General features: G+C 58.3%; 21 protein-coding genes. 4 read left to right on the top strand and 17 right to left on the bottom strand.

The window, feature by feature from the left end:
- Window positions 1-42: 42 nt before the first annotated feature.
- Genes HMPREF2547_RS05715 through HMPREF2547_RS05725 form a run of 3 tightly spaced genes read right to left on the bottom strand, consistent with a single transcriptional unit; the run spans window position 43 to window position 2,964 of the window.
- Window positions 43-1,227 (bottom strand): THUMP-like domain-containing protein, encoded by a 1,185-nt coding sequence (locus HMPREF2547_RS05715; RefSeq protein WP_070605070.1) that lies wholly within the window; start codon window positions 1,225-1,227, stop codon window positions 43-45.
- A gap of 54 nt (window positions 1,228-1,281) precedes the next feature.
- Window positions 1,282-2,121 (bottom strand): NUDIX hydrolase, encoded by an 840-nt coding sequence (locus HMPREF2547_RS05720; protein ID WP_070546741.1) that lies wholly within the window; start codon window positions 2,119-2,121, stop codon window positions 1,282-1,284.
- Window positions 2,122-2,127: 6 nt separating this feature from the next.
- Window positions 2,128-2,964, bottom strand: coding sequence for an ABC transporter ATP-binding protein (locus HMPREF2547_RS05725; RefSeq protein WP_048735276.1), 837 nt, complete (start codon window positions 2,962-2,964; stop codon window positions 2,128-2,130).
- Window positions 2,965-3,104: 140 nt separating this feature from the next.
- Here HMPREF2547_RS05725 and HMPREF2547_RS05730 point away from each other — a divergent pair, with 140 nt between their 5' ends.
- Together HMPREF2547_RS05730 and glgB are read left to right on the top strand one after the other, a co-directional pair.
- On the top strand, window positions 3,105-5,135 hold the full coding sequence (locus HMPREF2547_RS05730; protein WP_070605073.1) for an alpha-1,4-glucan--maltose-1-phosphate maltosyltransferase: 2,031 nt from the start codon (window positions 3,105-3,107) through the stop codon (window positions 5,133-5,135).
- A gap of 180 nt (window positions 5,136-5,315) precedes the next feature.
- Window positions 5,316-7,511, top strand: a complete 2,196-nt coding sequence (gene glgB, locus HMPREF2547_RS05735) for a 1,4-alpha-glucan branching protein GlgB (protein WP_070605076.1) — start codon at window positions 5,316-5,318, stop codon at window positions 7,509-7,511.
- A 128-nt stretch (window positions 7,512-7,639) separates the two neighbouring features.
- Here glgB and HMPREF2547_RS05740 read toward each other — a convergent pair whose 3' ends face one another.
- Complete coding sequence (locus HMPREF2547_RS05740) at window positions 7,640-8,812, bottom strand: serine hydrolase (RefSeq protein WP_070605077.1); 1,173 nt, start codon at window positions 8,810-8,812, stop codon at window positions 7,640-7,642.
- A 334-nt stretch (window positions 8,813-9,146) separates the two neighbouring features.
- Between HMPREF2547_RS05740 and HMPREF2547_RS05745 the strand changes: the two genes are divergently transcribed.
- Window positions 9,147-9,542 carry a TIGR02611 family protein gene (locus HMPREF2547_RS05745; protein WP_048735265.1) on the top strand — a complete coding sequence of 132 codons (396 nt, stop codon included), beginning with the start codon at window positions 9,147-9,149 and terminating at the stop codon, window positions 9,540-9,542.
- 49 nt (window positions 9,543-9,591) lie between these two features.
- On the opposite strand, the gene HMPREF2547_RS05750 is transcribed toward HMPREF2547_RS05745, so the two are convergent.
- Together HMPREF2547_RS05750 and HMPREF2547_RS05755 are read right to left on the bottom strand one after the other, a co-directional pair.
- On the bottom strand, window positions 9,592-10,641 hold the full coding sequence (locus tag HMPREF2547_RS05750; protein ID WP_070595727.1) for a co-chaperone YbbN: 1,050 nt from the start codon (window positions 10,639-10,641) through the stop codon (window positions 9,592-9,594).
- A gap of 84 nt (window positions 10,642-10,725) precedes the next feature.
- Complete coding sequence (locus HMPREF2547_RS05755) at window positions 10,726-11,031, bottom strand: thiamine-binding protein (RefSeq protein WP_049172056.1); 306 nt, start codon at window positions 11,029-11,031, stop codon at window positions 10,726-10,728.
- A gap of 31 nt (window positions 11,032-11,062) precedes the next feature.
- Here HMPREF2547_RS05755 and mce point away from each other — a divergent pair, with 31 nt between their 5' ends.
- Window positions 11,063-11,515, top strand: a complete 453-nt coding sequence (gene mce / locus HMPREF2547_RS05760) for a methylmalonyl-CoA epimerase (RefSeq protein ID WP_005509354.1) — start codon at window positions 11,063-11,065, stop codon at window positions 11,513-11,515.
- Window positions 11,516-11,517: 2 nt separating this feature from the next.
- Here the strand turns inward: mce and HMPREF2547_RS10605 are convergent, their stop codons facing one another.
- The 11 genes from HMPREF2547_RS10605 to atpB form a co-directional block, all read right to left on the bottom strand.
- Entirely contained in the window at window positions 11,518-11,877 is a 360-nt protein-coding gene (locus HMPREF2547_RS10605; RefSeq protein WP_088611476.1) for an ATP/GTP-binding protein, read from the bottom strand.
- 2 nt (window positions 11,878-11,879) lie between these two features.
- Complete coding sequence (gene nucS / locus HMPREF2547_RS05765; RefSeq protein WP_005509457.1) at window positions 11,880-12,572, bottom strand: endonuclease NucS; 693 nt, start codon at window positions 12,570-12,572, stop codon at window positions 11,880-11,882.
- A 77-nt stretch (window positions 12,573-12,649) separates the two neighbouring features.
- Window positions 12,650-13,153, bottom strand: a complete 504-nt coding sequence (locus tag HMPREF2547_RS05770; protein WP_016422460.1) for a DUF2550 domain-containing protein — start codon at window positions 13,151-13,153, stop codon at window positions 12,650-12,652.
- 217 nt (window positions 13,154-13,370) lie between these two features.
- Entirely contained in the window at window positions 13,371-13,742 is a 372-nt protein-coding gene (locus HMPREF2547_RS05775) for a F0F1 ATP synthase subunit epsilon (RefSeq protein WP_049172054.1), read from the bottom strand.
- Window positions 13,743-13,753: 11 nt separating this feature from the next.
- On the bottom strand, window positions 13,754-15,193 hold the full coding sequence (gene atpD, locus HMPREF2547_RS05780; protein WP_005509621.1) for a F0F1 ATP synthase subunit beta: 1,440 nt from the start codon (window positions 15,191-15,193) through the stop codon (window positions 13,754-13,756).
- 2 nt (window positions 15,194-15,195) lie between these two features.
- Window positions 15,196-16,176, bottom strand: a complete 981-nt coding sequence (locus HMPREF2547_RS05785; protein WP_070605080.1) for a F0F1 ATP synthase subunit gamma — start codon at window positions 16,174-16,176, stop codon at window positions 15,196-15,198.
- A 53-nt stretch (window positions 16,177-16,229) separates the two neighbouring features.
- Window positions 16,230-17,873 (bottom strand): F0F1 ATP synthase subunit alpha, encoded by a 1,644-nt coding sequence (gene atpA / locus HMPREF2547_RS05790; RefSeq protein ID WP_005509387.1) that lies wholly within the window; start codon window positions 17,871-17,873, stop codon window positions 16,230-16,232.
- Between the two features lie 54 nt (window positions 17,874-17,927).
- Window positions 17,928-18,746, bottom strand: coding sequence for a F0F1 ATP synthase subunit delta (locus HMPREF2547_RS05795; protein ID WP_048735245.1), 819 nt, complete (start codon window positions 18,744-18,746; stop codon window positions 17,928-17,930).
- A 5-nt stretch (window positions 18,747-18,751) separates the two neighbouring features.
- Entirely contained in the window at window positions 18,752-19,315 is a 564-nt protein-coding gene (locus HMPREF2547_RS05800) for a F0F1 ATP synthase subunit B (RefSeq protein WP_038628467.1), read from the bottom strand.
- A 32-nt stretch (window positions 19,316-19,347) separates the two neighbouring features.
- Window positions 19,348-19,599, bottom strand: coding sequence for an ATP synthase F0 subunit C (locus tag HMPREF2547_RS05805; RefSeq protein ID WP_070429331.1), 252 nt, complete (start codon window positions 19,597-19,599; stop codon window positions 19,348-19,350).
- 140 nt (window positions 19,600-19,739) lie between these two features.
- Window positions 19,740-20,534, bottom strand: a complete 795-nt coding sequence (atpB, locus tag HMPREF2547_RS05810) for a F0F1 ATP synthase subunit A (protein WP_070605083.1) — start codon at window positions 20,532-20,534, stop codon at window positions 19,740-19,742.
- Between the last annotated feature and the right edge of the window lie 16 nt (window positions 20,535-20,550).

Below are 20,550 nucleotides of genomic sequence, written 5' to 3' on the forward strand. Positions count from 1 at the left end.
CCAACGGGCTACCCCCACCAGTTTTCCGTCGTAAAGCGGTCCTTAACCGATCTCCCGGGGCTGACAGATAAACGCCGTCGCGCTCCTTCCGATGCGCGTGACCACCACCGCCAATGCCCTGGAGCCCTTAAGTTTCCACTGCTTGCGCAACGCGTCGGGGTTGACGTCTACGCCGCGCACGAGAATTTCCACCGATCCGCAATCCAACGCTGCCAGTGCCTTGCGAACCTGCTTCAACCCCACTTGCTCAATAACTTCGAACCCGGCAATCCCCTGCGGCAAAACATCGCCACTGACGTGCGCAATCCGCTCATCGAGCTGCCACAGCCCATGCGCCGCCGCAAAATGCCGCACCAGCCCGGCGCGCACAATCGCCCCATCCGGATCAATGATGTACCGACCGGCAGCGCGCACATCGACGTCGTCAGGCATGGTGTCGTCGTAGGTCTGCACGTCCACCGCCGACAACTCTAACGGCCTGTGCTTATCGACGGTCCGGATAACCATCGCCGATCGCGTTACGGATTGCCCATCGGTAACTCCGGCCAACCCCGGCGTATATAGACATGCCTCCTTGACCGCACCGTCCACCGAAGTGACAGCCACTTCCCCGCTCCACTCGCTGAAGTCGAGGCCCGGCGCACATTTGATAGCTAGTTCTTTGTCGGGCCAGGCGGCTATGAGCGCCGGCAGCGATGGGAGCAAGTCCTCCGGGTTGGTGATCCTGCGACCACCGGAGCGGCGTGCAGGGTCAGCGACAATGACGGGTGCGTCAAAGGTCGGTTGCAAAGCATCGGCCTGCGCGAAAATGTTCTTGCCGACGTTATGCCGCGCCATGGCCAGCCGCGCAAGGTCGAGATCAGACCCGACAACGGTCAGGCCCTCGTGGTCAATTGCTGCCACCTCAGTACCAATGGAGCAGGTCACATCGGCCACTGATTCGACACCGAGATGCGCAAGCCTACGAGCGCGAGCCAGCGCGACGACAAAGGGCGTGGCCTGTTGCGCTGCTTCGGAAGAGAAGATCCAGTCCCCTGGCAGTTTGCTGACCGCAGAACGCCGAGCTGCCGCGACTTCAATGACCGCGCGACCAAACTCGCCACAGTGTTGGCGTAGATGCGCGGAGTCTGCAATCAGAGACTTTTTAGTGAGCGCGAGCTGGTCGGCCTCATCTAGCCACTCCGGGTGAGCAGCAACAGCGGCCACCTCTGCAGCGGACAGGGACACTCGTTATCTCCTTCCAACTAGGGATCAGCCGGTTAACGGGGGTTGAGTAGTCGGCTAACGGTTCATACCTTTGCGCAAATGCCCCATGTGGGTGGCAACGGCAAAGTACTCATCCATAAAAGGTTCCCCGAGGAAGTCACTACTGGTGCGTCGCACCGGAGTGTTTCTGGCCGCCTCGAGAGCCTCCGCCACAGTACTGACACCGTCCAAGCGAGTCAGTTGCGCCCAGGTCGGAGGCATGAGGCCAAGTAGCCCACGGCGCCATCCATCCAAAATCGTAGTCGGTCGGAACCAACCTGAAGATGATGCCTCAGAGGTGTCACCGTCGGCTCTTTGACCGTCGGGAAGCGCGGCGAGGAAGAAATAGGTGTCGTAACGAATGGGGTTGGATTCGGGTGTCACCCAGTTAGCCCAAGGACTGACGAGTTCGGCATCGAGCGCCAGATTTTCATTGCTAAGAAAATCCGTCAATGACAACTCGTGGGCTTCCAACTGTCGTCGCTGACGGTGGAAGCGGTGGGCATCTGCGACAATCTCACCGCCAGCATCGCGAACCAACAGAGTGCCTGTTTCCTCAAAGGTCTCACGCACGGCCGCGCAGGTGAGCGCGTGCGCCCGCACGCGGTCGACGTTAAAAGCCTGCGCGATCCGCGACTCGGGGTCGGCTTCCGACGGCTCGGTCACGGCCATGCCCTCATTCGCGACAGCGGGGAAATCACGCCGGTCTACTCCACCGCCGGGGAACACGGTCATGTTGGCCGCAAAACGCATTGAGGATACGCGTTCTTGAACGTAGACCTCGAGCCCGCAGTGGGTGTCGCGGAGCAGCAACACAGTCGCAGCCAGTTTCGGCGACGCGGGTGTATTCGGGGTTTCAGGTGTCGGAACCGCCATGAGCGTCTACTTCTTCCGGTGCTTTCCAGCAGGCCGTGCCCGGCGCGCAAAGTAGCGATCATCGATGCGATCGACGACGATTTCCTGGTGGAAAGCCTTGGTCAGGTTCTCACTGGTCAGGACGTCGTCAATAAGCCCCTGTGCGATGACATTGCCTTCGTCGAGGAGCATCGCATGGGTGAAGCCGTACGGAATTTCTTCCGGGTGGTGCGTAATCATCACCATCGCCGGCGCATCCGGGTCGAGTGCGAGTTCGCCTAAGTAACCGACGAGGTCCTCGCGACCGCCGAGGTCGAGTCCGGCTCCCGGCTCGTCGAGAAGCAGCAATTCGGGGTTGACCATCATGGCTCGTGCGATGAGTACGCGCTTGCGCTCTCCCTCACTGAGAGTGCCCCAGGTGCGGTCTGCAAGATGCTCAGCACCCATGCGCTCGAGAATCTCGGAGAGCTGTTCGAAATCCATCTCTTCATAGGTCTCACGCCAGCGCCCCAGGACGGAGTAACTGGCGGAAATAACAAGGTCCGCGACCTTTTCGTCATTGGGAATGCGGTGAGCAATCGACGATGATGTCAAACCAATCATGGTGCGCAGATCACGCATGTCGGTGCGCCCAATCTGCTCGCCCATCACATGGGCCACCCCTGAAGACGGGAATTCCTCCGCTGCAGCAATGCGCATCAAAGAAGTTTTGCCTGCACCGTTCGGCCCCATGATGACCCAGCGCTCGTCAAGTTCTACTTGCCAATCGACCGGCCCGACCAGCGTACGGCCACCACGGATGAGGTTTACGTCGCGAAAGTCGAGTAGCAAATCTTCGTTAAAGTCTTCTTCCAATTCAGCCACACATCCATGGTGCCCTAACTTTGCCCAAATGTGCGCTTGGACATTCTCATCTATCCTCGGTAGAGAGCAAATCGAGTTCACTCGAGATGGTTTTGCTTCGATTTTCACCTAGCTCGCCGACAATTAGGAGAACGTCTTTTATGACTGGTCGAATCGGTATTGATGACATCCGTCCTCAAATCAACGGTGGTGCAACTCCATCAAAGGCCGTAGTGGGTGAAGTCGTCCCAACCTTTGCCGTCATTTGGCGAGAAGGCCACGACGCGATGAACGCCACGCTCAACGTCAAGGGGCCGAAGGAATCAGCTTTTGCTTCCCGCTCACAGCGCATTCCAATGCACTTTTCTGACCATGATCCAAATCAGGTCAACGCCACCTTCGTCCCAGACATTCCCGGGCTGTGGACCATTCGCATTGATGCCTGGTCCGACCCGATGGCAACGTGGCGCAACGCTATCACCAAGAAGTTCGAGGCCGGTCAGAGCGAAGCTGAACTCGCTAATGATCTAGAAATTGGCGCCGCTCTCTTCGACCGCGCCGCCGCTGGTGCCGCTGCTATCCACCGCAACCACCTACGTTCCATCGCCGCAGGTCTGCGCGGCGACGGCGATCTTCGCGCCCGCATCGCAGCCGCGCTTTCCGACGAGACCCGCGCCATTTTGCAGGCGCACCCGGTACGCGACCTATTGACCCGCGGAAAGACCCGCAAAATCAAGGTTGACCGCCGCGAAGCCCTGTACTCCTCTTGGTACGAGTTCTTCCCCCGTTCTAACGGTGGTTACGGCGAAAACGGCGAGCTGCTGCACGGCACATTCAAGACCGCGGTTGCACAGCTTGATCGCGCACAGCGCATGGGCTTCGACACGGTCTATCTGCCACCGATTCATCCAATCGGTGAAATCAACCGCAAGGGTCGCAACAACACCCTGACCCCGGAACCGGGCGATGTCGGTTCTCCGTGGGCTATCGGCTCCGCAGAAGGTGGCCACGACGCCATCCACCCGAGCCTCGGTGACGAAAAGGACTTCAAGGAGTTCATCAAGGCTGCTAAGGAGCGCGATCTAGAGGTCGCTATCGACCTAGCGCTCCAGTGTGCACCGGACCATCCGTGGGCTAAGGCTCACCCGGAGTGGTTCACTGTGCTGCCGGACGGCACCATTGCCTACGCCGAGAATCCGCCGAAGAAGTACCAGGACATCTACCCGCTGAACTTCGACAACGATGCCAAGGGCCTGTACGCAGAGGTTCTGCGTGTAGTGAAGTTTTGGGTCAAGCGTGGAGTCAAGGTCTTCCGCGTGGACAACCCCCACACCAAGCCGGGCAACTTCTGGGAATGGCTGATTGAAACCGTTCACGAAACCAACCCGGAGGTCATCTTCCTCGCCGAGGCCTTCACTGCCCCGGCCCGTCTCTACGGCCTGGCCAAAGCTGGTTTCACTCAGTCCTACATCTACTTCCCGTGGAAGACTACGAAGGAAGAGCTGACCGAATTCGGCGAAGAGATTACCCGCCATGCGGACATCGCTCGCCCATCCCTATGGGTTAATACCCCAGATATTCTGCATGATTTCCTGGTCAAGGGCGGCCGTGGCGCCTTCGCTATCCGCGCCGCGCTGGCTTCAACCCTTTCTCCGCTGTGGGGCATGTACTCCGGCTTCGAGCTGTTTGAAAATGTCCCGGTCAAGGAGGGCTCCGAGGAGTACCTCGACAGCGAGAAGTACCAGCTCCGCAGCCGCGATTACGACCAGGCACGGGCGACCGGCAACTCGCTGGAACCGTTCATTGCCACGCTGAACAAGATTCGCCGGGAGCACCCGGCTCTGCAGCAGCTGCGCAACCTGCACTTCCACGACATCGACAATGACAACCTGCTGGCTTACTCGAAGCTCGATCCGGTCACCGGCGATGCCATCCTCGTTGTTCTCAACCTCGATCCATGGAATGCCCAAGAAGCTACCGTGCACCTCGACATGGATCGCATTGGACTCCGCAACCACGACCGCATGGATGTCACTGACCTGATTACCGGTAACCAGTTCAACTGGGGCAAGGACAACTACGTCCGCCTGGCACCGTGGGAAAACGTTGCGCACATCATCAAGCTGCCGGAAATCGATGTCAAGCTCCGCCACAAGTTGGCTTGGCGCAACGTCCCCGACTACGAGGGCTAGAACGCTTGCTGGGAACTTTCGGGGTTAGTGGGTCACTGACCTGACCACTGTCGCAATGATTCGTCGTTAGGCTGGCGGGTGAGCTAGCAGCCCACTGTCCCCTACCTCCCTCTATTTCTTTAGAACTGAACGCAACAACTTCACATTCACCTACCTAGAAACGCTTCGGAAGGACCTTCCATGGGAGCCCACACAGATCCCCGCCTCGCAATTGATTCCGGCGATATGGATCGCCTGCGCTACTGCACCCATCACGATCCGCACAGCATCTACGGCGCACACGTCGTGGACGGTGACACGGTAATTCGCACGAGGGTCTTCGGCGCTCAGGCAGTTACTATCGTCAGCACTCGCGGCGAATTTGAGGCGGAAAACCTGGGCGACGGTTTCTTTACCGCCCTCGTCCCAGGCGGCGATGACTTCGACTACCGCCTGCGTATTACGTGGGACTCCGGCGAAACCGTAGAGCGTGCCGACGGCTACCGTTTCCTCCCCACTATTGGCGCTGGTGACCTGCACCTAATCGGCGAGGGACGTCATGAGGACCTGTGGAAGGTTCTCGGTGCTCACCTTCGCAGTTACGACACCGAGTTGGGTACGGTCGAAGGCACCTCGTTTACGGTCTGGGCTCCGAACGCACGCGGCGTCGCCGTGGTCGGTGACTTCTGTATGTGGAACGGTGCGCAGTACCCAATGCGCTCTATGGGTGGCGCAGGTATCTGGGAATTGTTCATCCCGGGTGTGGGTGAGGGCGATGTCTACAAGTTCGCCATCACAACACCGGAGGGACAGCGCCGCGATAAGGCCGACCCGATGGCGCGTGCCGCGGAACTGCCACCGGCGACCGGCTCGATTGTTACGACCTCCGACTACACCTGGGGAGACCAGGCGTGGATGGAAAAGCGCGCTAACACTGACTGGACCGAAGAGCCTATCTCTATTTACGAGGTCCACTTGGGTTCCTGGAAGCAGGGCCTGAGCTACGAGGTCATGGCGGAGAAGCTGGTGCGCTACGTGGTCGACATGGGCTACACCCATGTGGAATTCATGCCAGTATGTGAGCACCCGTTCACTGGTTCCTGGGGTTATCAGGTTTCCGGCTACTACGCTCCAACCAGCCGCTTCGGCACCCCAGATCAGTTCCGCGGTCTTGTTGATGCCTTCCACGCCGCTGGCATCGGTGTCATCATGGACTGGGTTCCGGGGCACTTCCCGAAGGACGAGTTCGCACTCGCCCGCTTCGATGGCACGGCTTGCTACGAGCACCCGGACTGGCGCCGCGGCGAGCAGCGAGACTGGGGCACCTACGTTTTCGACTTCGGCCGCAACGAGGTACGCAACTTCCTCTACGCCAACGCACTGTACTGGGCGGAAGAGTTCCACATCGACGGGCTGCGCGTCGACGCAGTGGCTTCCATGCTGTACCTGGACTACTCCCGCAATGAAGGCGAGTGGCTGCCGAACCAGTACGGTGGCCGTGAAAACCTCGATGCTGTTCAGTTCCTGCAGGAATTCAACGCCACGGTACACAAGCACAACCCGGGCTTCCTCACCGTGGCCGAAGAATCTACTTCCTGGCCGGGTGTGACCGCACCTACCGAACACGGTGGCTTGGGCTTCTCTATGAAGTGGAACATGGGCTGGATGAATGACACGCTGGAGTACTTCAGCAAGGAGCCGATTTACCGCTCCTACCACCACCATGAGCTCACCTTCGCTATGGTCTACGCTTACTCGGAAGAGTTCATTCTGCCGATTAGCCACGACGAGGTCGTGCACGGCAAGGGCTCGCTGTGGGAGCGCATGCCGGGCGGTGACTGGGATAAGGCCGCAGGCCTACGTACTTTCCTGACCTTCATGTGGGCGCACCCGGGCAAGCAGCTTCTATTCCAGGGTCAGGATCTTGGCCAGAACCACGAGTGGAACCACGATGAGTCCGTGGCTTGGGACAACCTCGAAGGTTGGGGCGGCGAATTCCACCGCGGCATTCAGCTGCTGGTTAAGGACATCAACGCCATCTACAAGGAAAACCCGGCGTTCTACACCCAGGATGACCGCCCAGAGGGATTCCAGTGGATTAACGCGGATGATTCCACAAACAATGTTGTGTCCTTTGTCCGTTATGGCACCGATGGCTCGGTCGTCGCCTGCGTCTATAATCTGTCGGGAACCACGCAGGAAATCTACAAGATTGGCGTACCGCGCGGTGGTCAATGGACGGAGATTCTGAACTCAAATGCATCACGTTACGAGGGCTCCGGCTACGGTGAAAACGGTACGGTAACCGCGGTCGAGCACGGTTGGAACGGCCAGGCTCACTCGATTGATTTGGTGCTGCCGGCCAACACCGCCGTTTGGCTGAAGTGGCAGGGCTAGTCCCGAATCCGCCCGAATAGAAGACAATCGCATAGGAATTGCCCGTGTTGCACGGTTTTCAGTGACCTGAGTTTCGGCCTGAAAACCTGACACACGGGCAATTTTGTTTTGGGGAGCGTATCCAGGTCCTATCCTCGGAACGGATTGAACCAGTCAGGTTCCAAAGATTCGTTGTAATTCGCAGAATCTGAATCATCGGTGTACGCGGATCCATCCATGCTGTCGGTTCCGATGCGATCCGGAATGCCGTCGCCATCCTCATCCGCGCTCCACGTCGCAGCCTGCTTGGCAGTCAGTGGCTTTCCATCCTCACCAAGGCGATTGTAATCCGGCAGAAGCGGGGCGATTTGGGAACCCAGCTGGCCGAGCAGGCCGTCGGTAAGCTCATTGAGCGACACCCCATCAAAGCGCGTCGTAATTGCGTAAGCGATGGGTCCGGCCGCAGTGTATAAAATGCCGTGATCATTAACGCCCTCGGCAGTGTCACCGGTCTTCTGTACCGCGGATCCGACGTACATCACAAACTTCTGCGAACCACCGTAAGTGAGGTAGGTCAATGCAGTTTGTGCCGTGTCCTTGGTAATGAAGTTGTGCTTTGAGGTGCCATCGGCCACTTCCTGGAGACGTGCCATGAACAGCGCAGCCTGAGAGGGAGTAAACCAGGACCGATCACCGCTGGGATTGGGGATGTTGAACTTGTTGCCCAGGTGGTAGCGCTTGTCATCAACACCGGCTTCCTTGATGGTTTTATTGACCTCGTCGAAACCACCGACAGCGTCAATCAACCCATTCGCCGCGGTGTTGTCCGAATACCGCATCACGTATTGCAACAACCCGTCGAGCGTGTATTGACCAGGACCAATCACGCTTCCGCCAACACCGTTGTCCCAATCGACCGTCACCGTCTTGTCTAGGTCATCGCCAAATTTCTTCAGCGCAGTAACCACCAACGGAGCCTTAATGGTCGATGCGGAGTACTCCTTCGTGTCCTCGCCTACCGACGCCGTGAGCCCCTTGTACGGACCGTCAATGACGCGCAAATAGGCGCCCAATTCAATGCCATAGTTATCGGAGAAATTCTTAGCCGCGGTATCGAGGGTGTCCTGGGCATCAGGCCAGGCGACTTCCTCGGAAGCATCCCAACCGTTATCTGGAGCTTTTGGCTTTGCGGCAGCAGAGGTGGCCTTGGCCCCGGTGGCGTTTGAGCCATCGATGGTGCACCCCACCAACAGAGTCGAGGCCGAAAGCGCAACAAGGACCGAGGCGGAAGTAGCGCGAAGGGCTTTGGGGCGAAGTCGCATGCAAAACTCCTGGCTGCAGAAAACTGAAGACCGAAGGCACCTAGCGCAGTATGAACTGTCTGAGGTGAACAGGCGGATGAAAGGCAGTGGTAACTGCTGTAAACCACTGTGAACTGTTGGAAGATTACCACCTTCCGAAAAATCTCGTTGCACTGGGGCGCAACTTTTGTGCAACAATGGATTAAATATAGACATGATTTAAAAAGTCAATGTCCAACGGTGCACCCAGGCAGTTGAACTGCACATTTGATGTTTGTTGTGTCAACGATGCCTTGTTTTGAGACCGCTACTAGAAGTAGCGCACGGCACCGAAAATCGGAGGAAGTGAATCGCAATGGAGGAAAAGGTACATCGCTTGATGGACCGCATGCAGATTCGCCATGCCCATATGCGCAACACCTGGTATGGGCCGGTACTCTCCCCGGTTCTTCTCGTCGCAGGCTTCGCACTGCTCATTGTTGGCATTATCATTTTGCCAACTCCTGCTCCCGGATGGCTCTGCATCTTTGTTGCACTGGGAATTCTCTCGTTGGTGCACCCACCGACACGTCGCCTGAACATCTGGTTGGCAGCAAAATTGGACGCCTTTTACGCCTGGTATGCGGAGCGTCATGTGGCAATGAAAGCAACGCTTTTCCTGTTGCTGATGGCGTTTATGGCCGCTGTAATGGGCAGCGTCTACTACTTCATGGCTCCGGATGACTGGCCGTACACCGACGCTTCAAGCTAGGAGCCTGCGCTTTCAAGGCTCCTAGTACAGTGCTCCTAGTACAGTGCCCCTAGTACAGCGCGCTAGCCATCCTCCGGCGTGCATCCAATGCCACTGGATCTGCGGTATCGAATAGCACAAGCAGCTCTAGTAGACGCGACTTGATGGCCTCGCGGTCATCGCCAAACACCTGCGGGAGCAACTTTAACAAACGATCGAGCGCCTTCGCTGGATCGTCGACAAGCATCGTGACATCCGCGGCATCGAGGGCGAGCGCGACGTCCTTCGGCGCAGCGTCGGCCTTTGCAATTGGATCTGCGCTGCGATCAATCTTGGCAGCGCGGGCGAAGAAGGACACATTCGCGTGAGCGCGCTTCAGCCCCTGATTTGCGGGCTCGGACTGCAGCATGGCGTCATACAGCTCCAACGCTCCGTCGAAATCGCCCTCCTCGAGCAACTCTTCGGCCTGCTCCAAACGCGGGTCATCGGTGGGTACGGGATTGCCGAAGAAGTCAGTAGGCTCCGGAGCCTCCGGCCCGCTGCCCTCCCCAGCCATACGAGTTCCCGCCGGCAACCCCTTGAGACGACCCCGAGTGGCCTCCATAACCTGCGCCAGCCACTGCTCCAGCCAATCCCTGGTTTTCTCGCCGACAAACATGCCAATGGGACTGCCCATAGCCACAGCCGTGACTGTCGGCACTGCCTGCACACCGAATGCCTGGGCCAGCTGCGGATGCTCCTCAGCATCTGCCCACGCCAGGATCCAGTTCAAATTAGCCTCACGGGCCATGCCTTCTAGCTCAGCCCGAAGACGCAACGAATCAGCTGCTCCAGCCATGCCGATCAAGACAATAACCGGGACCTGCTCCGAGCGCAGAACGACTTCTGCCTCAAGGGTCTGCGGGACAATCTCAACTACAGGAGGAAGCCCATTTCCCTGATCACTGGTTGCCCGCTCGATCTCCTCTCGGCGCTTACGTTCGGCTTCGGCGCGCTGGTGGAGCTGCTCCAAATCAACCGTGCCGGGTGGTGGCGGCGGAGTCGAGCACTCGCGGTGACCGTGTGCTCCATGCGAGTGACCATGAGAATGGCCATGTGCGTGACCATGTCCAGCTGGCATCGTCAAAGGGGTTCCTCTCCAGTGTCGTCGTAAAGCCTATGTAAAGACCTATGTAGAGCCTACGTGTCCAATCCGAACAAGAGACTAGTCGGTGGCTTTCAGCGCATCCTCGACCGCATCCACTTTCGCACGCAGCTGCCCGGTATATCCGTTGCGAATGTCCGCTTTGATGACCAGAGAAGTACGCGGACTGACACGGCTGACTGCTTCCGTGGCTCGCTTAATGACATCCATCACCTCATCCCATTCGCCTTCAACAAGGGTGAACATGGCATTGGTCTCGTTGGGCAGGCCAGATTCGCGCACAACACGCACGGCTTCAGCAACAGCCTCAGCCATTCCCTGCTCAGGATCGGAGAAAGTGGGGGCAACAGAAAATGCGACAATCATGGCGCCGATAATAGCGAGTACCCTGGGAACTATGAGTGAGACACAGATTCCCGTTCCCCATAAGTACGTAGTCGCTGTTGATCACGTCGGCGTCGCAGTCCCGGATTTTGATGCCGCTATTGAGTGGTACCGCGCAAACCTTGGTTTCATCAACTACCACGATGAAGTCAATGAAGAGCAGGGTGTCCACGAGGCCATGGTCGGCCCGGCTGACAAGGTTGAAGGTGGCACTCTCGTTCAGATTCTCGCGCCGCTGAATGACCAGTCCACGATTGCAAAGTACCTGGACAAGAAGGGGCCAGGAATCCAGCAGTACGCCGTTCGCGTCACTGACCTGGAAGCGCTGATGGCGCACCTGAAGGAGCAGGGCACCCGCGTGCTGTACCCGGAGCCGAAGATCGGCACCGCAGGCTCGCGCATCAACTTCATCCACCCGAAGGATGCCGGTGGCGTCCTGCTGGAGCTCGTTGAGCCGGCTAAGTAAATCTATCCCCAGCGGCGCGTGATAGTGCGGTGAGCTCTATTGCGCCAGCAGTTGGTGTGCCAATGGCGCCGGTCATCGGCGCCTGCACCATAATCCTGCGGCCATGCCACGATGTGCGAGGTCCCGGGCATGATTTCCTGGTCGCACCCCGGACAGCGATAAACCTTGTTCGACTGGCCAGCGCTGATGTTACGCACCGCAAAGTCCACGTCCTGCCAACCGGCAGGCCCAGATTCAGTGCGAGTGTTTTGGAAAGAACTGCCAAATGCGGGCAGGCTGCCGCGATTCTGGCCGTGGTTATTACGCCCGCCGCGTTGATTACCTCGTTGATTACCGCGCCGCTTGTGGTTTCGCCTAGGCATGGCTAGAACAACCGCAACTCATTGGACTCCAGGCCACGCAGGGCGTCGTAATCCACGGTCACACAGCGAATCCCACGATCCTCTGCCAGAGTCTTGGCCTGTGGCTTAATCTCCTGGGCAGCAAAAATCCCTTCCACCGGTGCCAGCAGCTCATCGCGGTTCAGCATCTCCAAGTAACGGGTTAGCTGCTCAACACCATCGATACCGCCCCGACGCTTAACCTCGACTGCAACGGTGGCGCCGTTTTCATCGCGGCCAAGCAGATCCACCGGTCCGATCGGGGTTGGGTATTCGCGCCTAATCAGGGTGTAGCCCTCGCCGAACGTTGTGAACTGATCTGCAAGCAGCTCCTGTAGATGCGCTTCTACCCCGTCCTTCTCCAGGCCAGGGTCCTCTCCCAGTTCGTACGTGCTATCAGCCAGCACCTTGCCGATAGTTATACGAAGCTGCTCGCCCTTCTTATTCTCAACGACCCAGAGCTTTTCACCAGTGTCTTCACCCGACTCGTCGAGAATATCCTTCTCCGTCAGCGTGCACGGCGGTGTCATCCAGTTCAGAGGCTTATATGCACGGTCGTCGGCATGCACAGAAACTGACCCATCTGCTTTCACCAACAGCAAGCGCGGGGCATGAGGCAGATGGGCATTCAAGCGACCGACATAGTCAACAGTGCATTCAGCAATCACAAGGCGCATTCCCCTACCCTAACGTGACTGCCGCGCGGGAGAAAACAATACCCACTAGAGCCTTAGCAATAGCCTGTCGTAAGAGACTAGTACTGACTTCCCCGGCCACGGTTATAAGCCGAACGGAAACGTCGCTCAATATCTGTAGGAAACTCACGAGTCTGGCGTGACGACGGCTTCGACTCCACCCACGCCACCAGCGCAGTGTCCGAGGACGAGTCCACGGCAAACTCCCATTCGGTATTTTTCCCCGTTTTAATCCTGACTACCCGAAGCCCGGGCGCGAAAAAACCCGCCTCGATGTCAGTCGGATCTCGGCGATCCACAATAGTGACATCGTGACGGGCAAATTCGGCATCACAGCCAGGACGCAGCGAACGTAGCTTGTACATCTTCAACGTCGACTCTGAATAAACAATGACACCATGGCGCCAATGACTGCCATCACCTGCAGGAAGGCGACGAGCAATAACAGGAGTACCTTTTGCATGCAGGCTGGCGAAACGCCACAGGGCAAGGACCCCGCCGACGATCAACATCGCACCGATAATCATGAACATGATTGACATCATGGTTACGCTTGAAAACACTATCTGCCAGCCTCGCATCCGGGTGAATAGACGACGAACCTTGGTTCAAAAGCGCATTAGAGGCTTTTTACAAACCCTACCCGATTGTTGCACTGACATGAAAAATAACTAAGAAAAACGGGGCGGGAAGCTGGCAAGATTTCTCTTGCGAGCTCCCCGCCCCGTTTAAAGAAGCAGGAAGAATACGGTCGTGCGACCGGATGTTCAGGCGAACAGACTAGTTGGTGGAAGCGCGACGAGCCGCGCGGACCTCCGACTCAGCCTGAGCCTTTACTGCAGGGTCATCCGAAGTCAGGTTGGACTCGGCCTCGGAGAGGTTAACCTCGTCAGCCCAGACTGCCTTATCCGCGAGGATCGAAACCTTCGAGGTAGACACGGAAATGAACCCACCCTGTACCGAAGCGACAAGAACCTTGCCGTCTGCGGTCTTGATGGTCACCGTACCGTTGTTGACCAGCTGGCCAAGCAACGGCTGGTGTCCGGGCAGCACGCCGATCTCACCCTCGGTGGTCTGAGCAGAGACCAAAGTGGCCTTGCCCTTCCAGAGCGGTCGCTCAACGGCAACCAGTTCAGCGGTGATTTCAGCCATGAGGATGCCCCTTACTTCTTCTGCATTTCAGCGTACTTCTTCTCGACATCGTCGAGGCCACCCAGGCCGTCGAAGGCCATCTCCGGGTAGTTGTCGAAGTCGCCCTTGCAGATGCGGTCGAAGGCAACAATGGTGTCCTTCAGCGGGACGTACGAACCAGGCAGACCCGTGAACTTCTCAGCAACGAAGAAGTTCTGACCCAAGAATCGCTGGATACGACGTGCACGCTGCACGGTCACCTTGTCCTCCTCAGACAGCTCGTCCATACCGAGGATGGCGATGATGTCCTGGAGTTCCTTGTTCTTCTGCAGGATGTTAATAACCTGCTGAGCAACTCGGTAGTGCTCCTCACCGACGATCGACGGCTCGAGGATACGAGAAGTCGAAGTCAGCGGGTTCACTGCCGGGTAAATACCCTTCGATGCGATCGAGCGGTCGAGCTCGGTGGTTGCATCGAGGTGGGCGAAGGTCGTTGCCGGAGCCGGGTCGGTGTAGTCATCGGCAGGCACGTAGACGGCCTGCAGAGAGGTAATCGAACGGCCCTTGGTGGACGTAATGCGCTCCTGCAGAACACCCATCTCGTCAGCCAGGGTCGGCTGGTAACCCACGGCGGAAGGCATACGACCCAGCAGGGTCGAAACCTCAGAACCGGCCTGGGTGAAACGGAAGATGTTGTCAATGAAGAGCAGCACGTCCTGGTGCTGAACATCGCGGAAGTACTCCGCCATGGTCAGACCCGACAGCGCGACACGCATACGGACTCCCGGCGGCTCGTCCATCTGGCCGAAGACGAGGGCGGTGTCCTGGAGAACGCCCATCTCTTCCATTTCCAGGAAGAGGTCGGTGCCCTCACGGGTACGCTCACCAACACCGGCGAAGACCGAAGTACCGGAGAACTCGCGTGCAATACGAGTAATCATCTCCTGGATCAGAACGGTCTTACCGACACCGGCACCACCGAACAGACCAATCTTGCCGCCCTTAACGTACGGGGTCAGCAGGTCGATGACCTTAATACCGGTTTCCAGAATCTCGGTCTTGCCCTCGAGCTGGTCGAAGGCCGGCGGCTCACGGTGGATGCCCCACTGCTCACCATCGCGACCCAGGCCCGGCTCATCCAGGCAGTCGCCCATTGCGTTAAAGACGTGACCCTTGACGACGTCACCAACCGGAACCGAAATCGGCTTACCGGTGTCCTTGACCTCTGCACCGCGGACCAGGCCGTCGGTCGGAGCCATAGCAATGGTACGAACCATGTTGTCACCGAGGTGCTGTGCAGTCTCGAGGACAATGGTCTTGGCGACCGAAGGAAGGGTAACTTCCACGGTCAGCGCGTTGTAAAGTGCCGGCAGTTCGTTACGCGGGAACTCCACGTCGACGACGGCACCGATGACACGCACAACACGGCCCACAGCCGTGGTGGTGTTCTGCTCACTTAGAGCTGTGCTCATATCTAGTCACTTTCTCCGCTGTCGTCGAGCGCACCGGCGCCACCGACGATTTCTGTGATTTCCTGGGTAATCTGTGCCTGACGTGCCTGGTTAGCAACACGCGAGAGGTCCTTGACCAGCTCGGTAGCGTTGTCCGTCGCGGACTTCATAGCGTTACGACGGGCAGCGGACTCAGAGGCAGCGGCCTCGAGCATCACTGCGAACAGGGTGCGGGACACGTACTGCGGCAGAAGCTCTGCCAACAGGGTGTCTGCATCAGGCTCGAATTCATAGTCCGGCTTGAGGTCATCTGATCCATCGGACAGCATGTCCTCGCCCTGAGCAATCTCGACATCCTCGTACACAGGCTCAATCGGGAGCATCTGGTGTGCACGCGGAATCTGAGAAAGCATGGACACGAATTCCGTGTAGACAACGTGGACCTGGTCGAAGCCTTGAACAGCCTCGCCGTTGGTGCCACGCAGGCCTTCGCGGTTTTTGGCAGTGCCCTCGGCCGTAGCGTTGAAACCATCAATGAGGTGACGACGCACGTCGTGGGTTGCGGCGTAGTCCGGATCCTGGGAGAAGCCCTCCCACGTACCGGCGAGCTCGACACCACGGAAGTCGTAGTAGTCGGTGCCCTTACGGCCAGTCACGTAGAGAACGACCTCATGCCCCTGCTCTTCCAGAGCGGTACGCAGCTCTGCAGCCTTCTTCAGGACGTTGTGGTTGTAGCCGCCACACATGCCGCGGTCACTGGTGACAACCAGGACTGCAACACGCTGGTTACCCTCACGCTTTACGAGCATCGGGTGATCCAACGACGAAGCCGATGCGAGACGTCCGATGACCTTCTCGATTTCGTCGGCGTACGGCTGGGAGTCTGCTACGCGACGCTGCGCCTTAGTAATGCGCGAGGTTGCGATAAGCTCCTGGGCCTTGGTGATCTTCTTGGTCGAGTTCACCGACTTGATTCGGGCTCGAAGTTCACGAAGATTCGCCATGTCCTATTCCCTCCCTTCAATTGCGAAAACGGTCATTGAGTAGCTCAACCTGCCTAGTTCTGGGCAGTCTTGCGGGAGACCGTAATCTGCTGCTTCTTGAGCTCGCCCTCGTCGAGTGCCTCGACCGGAGCCTCGGAAGCCAGCGGTGCGCCCTCAGAAGTCTGGAAGGACTTCTTGAAGTTAGCGGTAGCGGACTTCAGAGCAGCCTTGGACTCGTCAGAGAAGGCGACGCCGCCGTCAATCTGCTCGAAGACTGCAGGCTGAGTGTCCTGCAGGTGCTCAAGCAGCTCGGCCTCGAAGCGACGGACGTCCTCAACCGGGACATCGTCGAATTCGCCCTCACCAGCGAGGTAGATGGAGGTCATCTGGTACTCGACCGGCTGCGGGTGGTTTTCCTTCTGCTTCAGCAGCTCAACCAGACGCTGACCGCGCTCCAGCTGACGCTTGGAGGCATCGTCCAGGTCGGATGCGAACATTGCGAATGCTTCCAGGTCGCGGTAGGACGCGAGGTCCAGACGCAGGTTACCGGAAACCTTCTTCATGCCCTTGGTCTGTGCGGCACCACCAACACGGGAAACCGACACACCGACGTTAATAGCCGGGCGGACACCCTGGTTGAACAGGTCGGACTCGAGGAAGACCTGGCCGTCGGTAATGGAAATGACGTTGGTCGGAATGAAGGCCGACACGTCGTTTGCCTTGGTCTCGATGATCGGCAGTGCGGTCAGCGAGCCTGCACCCATGTCGTCGGAGAGCTTCGCAGCACGCTCCAGCAGACGGGAGTGGAGGTAGAAGACGTCACCCGGGTAAGCTTCGCGTCCCGGCGGGCGACGCAGCAGCAGCGAGATGGCACGGTATGCCTCTGCCTGCTTAGTCAGATCATCGTAAATGACCAGGACGTGCTTGCCCTGGTACATCCAGTGCTGACCCAGTGCGGCGCCTGCGAATGGTGCAAGCCACTTGAAGCCTGCGGCATCCGACGCCGGGGCAGCAACGATGGTGGTGTACTCGAGTGCGCCCTGCTCCTCGAGGGTCTGGCGCACACCAGCAATGGTGGAGCCCTTCTGACCGATAGCAACGTAGATGCATCGCACCTGCTTGCTCGGGTCACCGGACTCCCAGTTAGCCTTCTGGTTCAAGATGGTGTCCAGGCAAACCGCGGTCTTACCGGTCTTACGGTCACCAATGATCAGCTGACGCTGACCACGACCAATTGGGGTCATTGCGTCGATGGCCTTAATACCAGTAGCCATCGGCTCTTCAACCGGCTGACGCTGCAGCACGGTCGGTGCCTGCAGCTCGAGGACGCGGTCCTCTTCAGCCTCAATGTCGCCCAGGCCGTCAATCGGCTGGCCCAGGGGGTTAATTACGCGACCGAGGAACTTGTCCCCGACCGGAATCGAAAGGACGTCACCCGTCCGCTTTACCTCGTCACCCTCTTTAAGCGACTCGAAGTTACCCAGCACCACAACGCCGACCTTGTCGGTGTCGAGGTTCTGAGCGACGCCAATAACGCCGCCCGGGAACTCCAGAAGCTCATTCGTCATGACCGACGGCATTCCCGAAACCTGGGCGATACCATCAGCTGCACTGATAACAACGCCAACCTCCTCGCGGGAGGCCTCCGGGGAGTAGCTCGAGGTGTAGTTCGCAATCGCGCTACGGATCTCGTCGGAGGAGATCGTCAGCTCCGCCATGTTCTTCCTGCTCTCGGTAATATTCTTCCAGTGATTAATCGTCTAAACCATCCGTCAGCCGAGGCCGACGCGCAGCTTCTCAAGCTTTGTTGAAAGGCTACCGTCGATGACCTCGTCGCCAACCCGGATGACCAGTCCACCGAGAATCGACTTATCGATCACGGTGTGGATGGACATCGCCTTGCCGTAGACTCGGCCGAGCTTGTCCGCCAGTGCTCGCTCTTGCTCGTCAGAGACGGCCGTGGCACTGGTCACGCGAGCGACGACGTGGTTCCGCAGGCCGGCGGCTAGCCGGGACAGGGAGTCAATGTCGTCCGCGGGGCGCTTGGATGGGCGGCCAACAGCCTGCAGTGCGAGGGTTTCGGTCACGGAAGTGACCTTGCCGTACAGCACAGAGGCGAGGAGCCCACGCTTGGCTTCGGGGGTTGCGGCCTTGTCGGCCAGCAGCTGTTCAAGCTGCGACTGCTCAGCCAGGATGTGTCCCAGTTGGAACAGCTCAGACTCAACAGTCTCAAGCTGTCCCTGGCCTTCGGCAGAGCGAAGGAGGGCTCGACGGCCCAGCTCTACCAAACCCTCACGCATTTCACGCGGGGTGGACCATACCTGCGCGGCAGCATCCACGACGAGGTTAAGAGTCGTCTCAGATACCTTGCCCGCGAACAGGCTCCGGACAAGGCCGGAACGCTGTTCCGCAGTCGCCGAGGTGTCGGCGACAGCGACACGCAGGCCGCGGTCGGAGTCCAGGACCTCGACGATGTCGAAAAGCTCGGAACCAGTCTGAGCAGCCTGAGCAACAGCGACATTGTCGCCACCGATAGCGGCGTCCAGTCGCTGGCTAAGGGCTGCCAGGGATTCGCGGCTTGCTGCGTGCATGTCGCCTACTTTCCGGCCGGGGCCACGGTGTCAAGGTTGGACAAGAAGTTGTCAATCGTCGACGAGTTACGAACGTCGTCGGAAAGCTGCTCGCCCAGAAGGCGCTCAGCGAGATTGATGGAGTTCTGGCCCATTTCCTTGCGCAGCTCTGCGACTACCTGCTCACGCTGGGCAGCGAGCTGCTTCTCACCGGACTCGATGATTCGTGCGCTCTCGTCATTAGCCTTGGTCGTAGCGTCTGCAATGATGCGCTGACCCTGTGCACGGGCTTCGTCGCGAATCTTTGCTGCTTCAGTACGGGCCTCTGCGAGCTGACTGTTGTACTTTTCCAGAGCGGCCTTGGCTTCAGCCTGTGCAGCTTCAGCGCGTTCAATGCCGCCCTCAATCCGGTCCTCCCGCTCGGTCAGGACCTCCTGGAACTTCGGAAGAACGAGCTTCCAGAAGAGAACCAGGATAACTACCAGCGGGACAACGGACCAGACGATGTCATAGGTCTTTGGCAGCAGCGGGTCAACGGATTCTCCCATCGGGAGGTCACCCGCTGCTAGCAAAAAGGTGAAATCTGTCATGGTTTACGTGTTCTCCGCTTGAAGGTCCGGACTTAGAAAACGAAGCCTGCGACCAGGCCGATCAGGGCGAGAGCCTCAGTGAAGGCGATACCCAGGAACATGGTGGTACGCAGCTGGCCGGCCATCTCAGGCTGGCGTGCCATACCCTCAACGGTCTTACCGGCGACGATGCCGATACCGAGGCCCGGGCCCAGGGTGGACAGACCGTAACCGATGGTCTTCAGGCCAGAGTTGGTGTCGACAGCCTGGACAGCGTCCTGGGCGGAGAGGATGACGTCGTTCATTATGAACCGTTCCCTTTCTTAAAGGATGACCCCGGATTAAAGATTGTTCTAAGTAGGCCCGGGGCTTTGTGGGTCAAGTGGGTCTTGCTATTAAATTTGCGAGGCCTTGTTGCCGAATTTGCGGCCTCATTAGTTATGGGTTAGTGCTCGTCTGCGTGCAGCGACAGTTCGATGTAGACGGCGCTCAGCAGGGCAAAGATGTATGCCTGCAGGAAAATCACCAGCATCTCGAACAGCGTGAATGCTACCGCAGCGACAAGGGTCAACCCGGACAGGGCGGTCCAACCATTCAGCTGCCAGAAGAAGAAGTTCGTGGCACCGAAAAGCAGGACTAGAACCATGTGGCCCGCCAGCATGTTGGCCATCAGACGGATGGTCAGCGTAACTGGGCGGAGAACGAAGTTGGAGAAAATCTCGATCGGCACCACGATGAGGTGGAGCGCCGGTGGCAAGTTCGGAATAACGACTGCCGACTTCACAAACTTGAAGAAGCCCATCTTCTTCGAGCCCGCGTAAATGAAGGCAACGTATGCGAACAGGGCCAGAACCAGTGGCATACCGATTCGGGCGTTCGGCGAAATATTGAGGCCAGGAATAATAGCCGCAATATTCATCGAGATAACAAGGAAGAAGATGGTGGCCAGAACCGGAAGGAAACGACGCCCCTCCTTCTTACCCAGAATCTCCTCCGCGATGTGGATGCGGACGAAGTCCAGCATCAACTCCGCAACGTTCTGCAGACCAGTCGGCACGAGCTTCGGACGACGCATTGCGACGACGAAGAACACGGCGACGATCACGGCCATCAAAAGACGAACAATCATCAGGCGGTCCATGGCGTACCAGTCGCCACTGCCACCTAAAATGAAGTCGCCAAATTGTTCACCCGGGAAATACTCCTCCTGCAAGTTGGGTGAGTGAAACTCACCCCGCATCTCGGCAAGTGTTGTA

This window comes from Corynebacterium sp. HMSC055G02 (assembly GCF_001809065.1).
Classification (GTDB): Bacteria; Actinomycetota; Actinomycetes; order Mycobacteriales; family Mycobacteriaceae; genus Corynebacterium; species Corynebacterium jeikeium_D.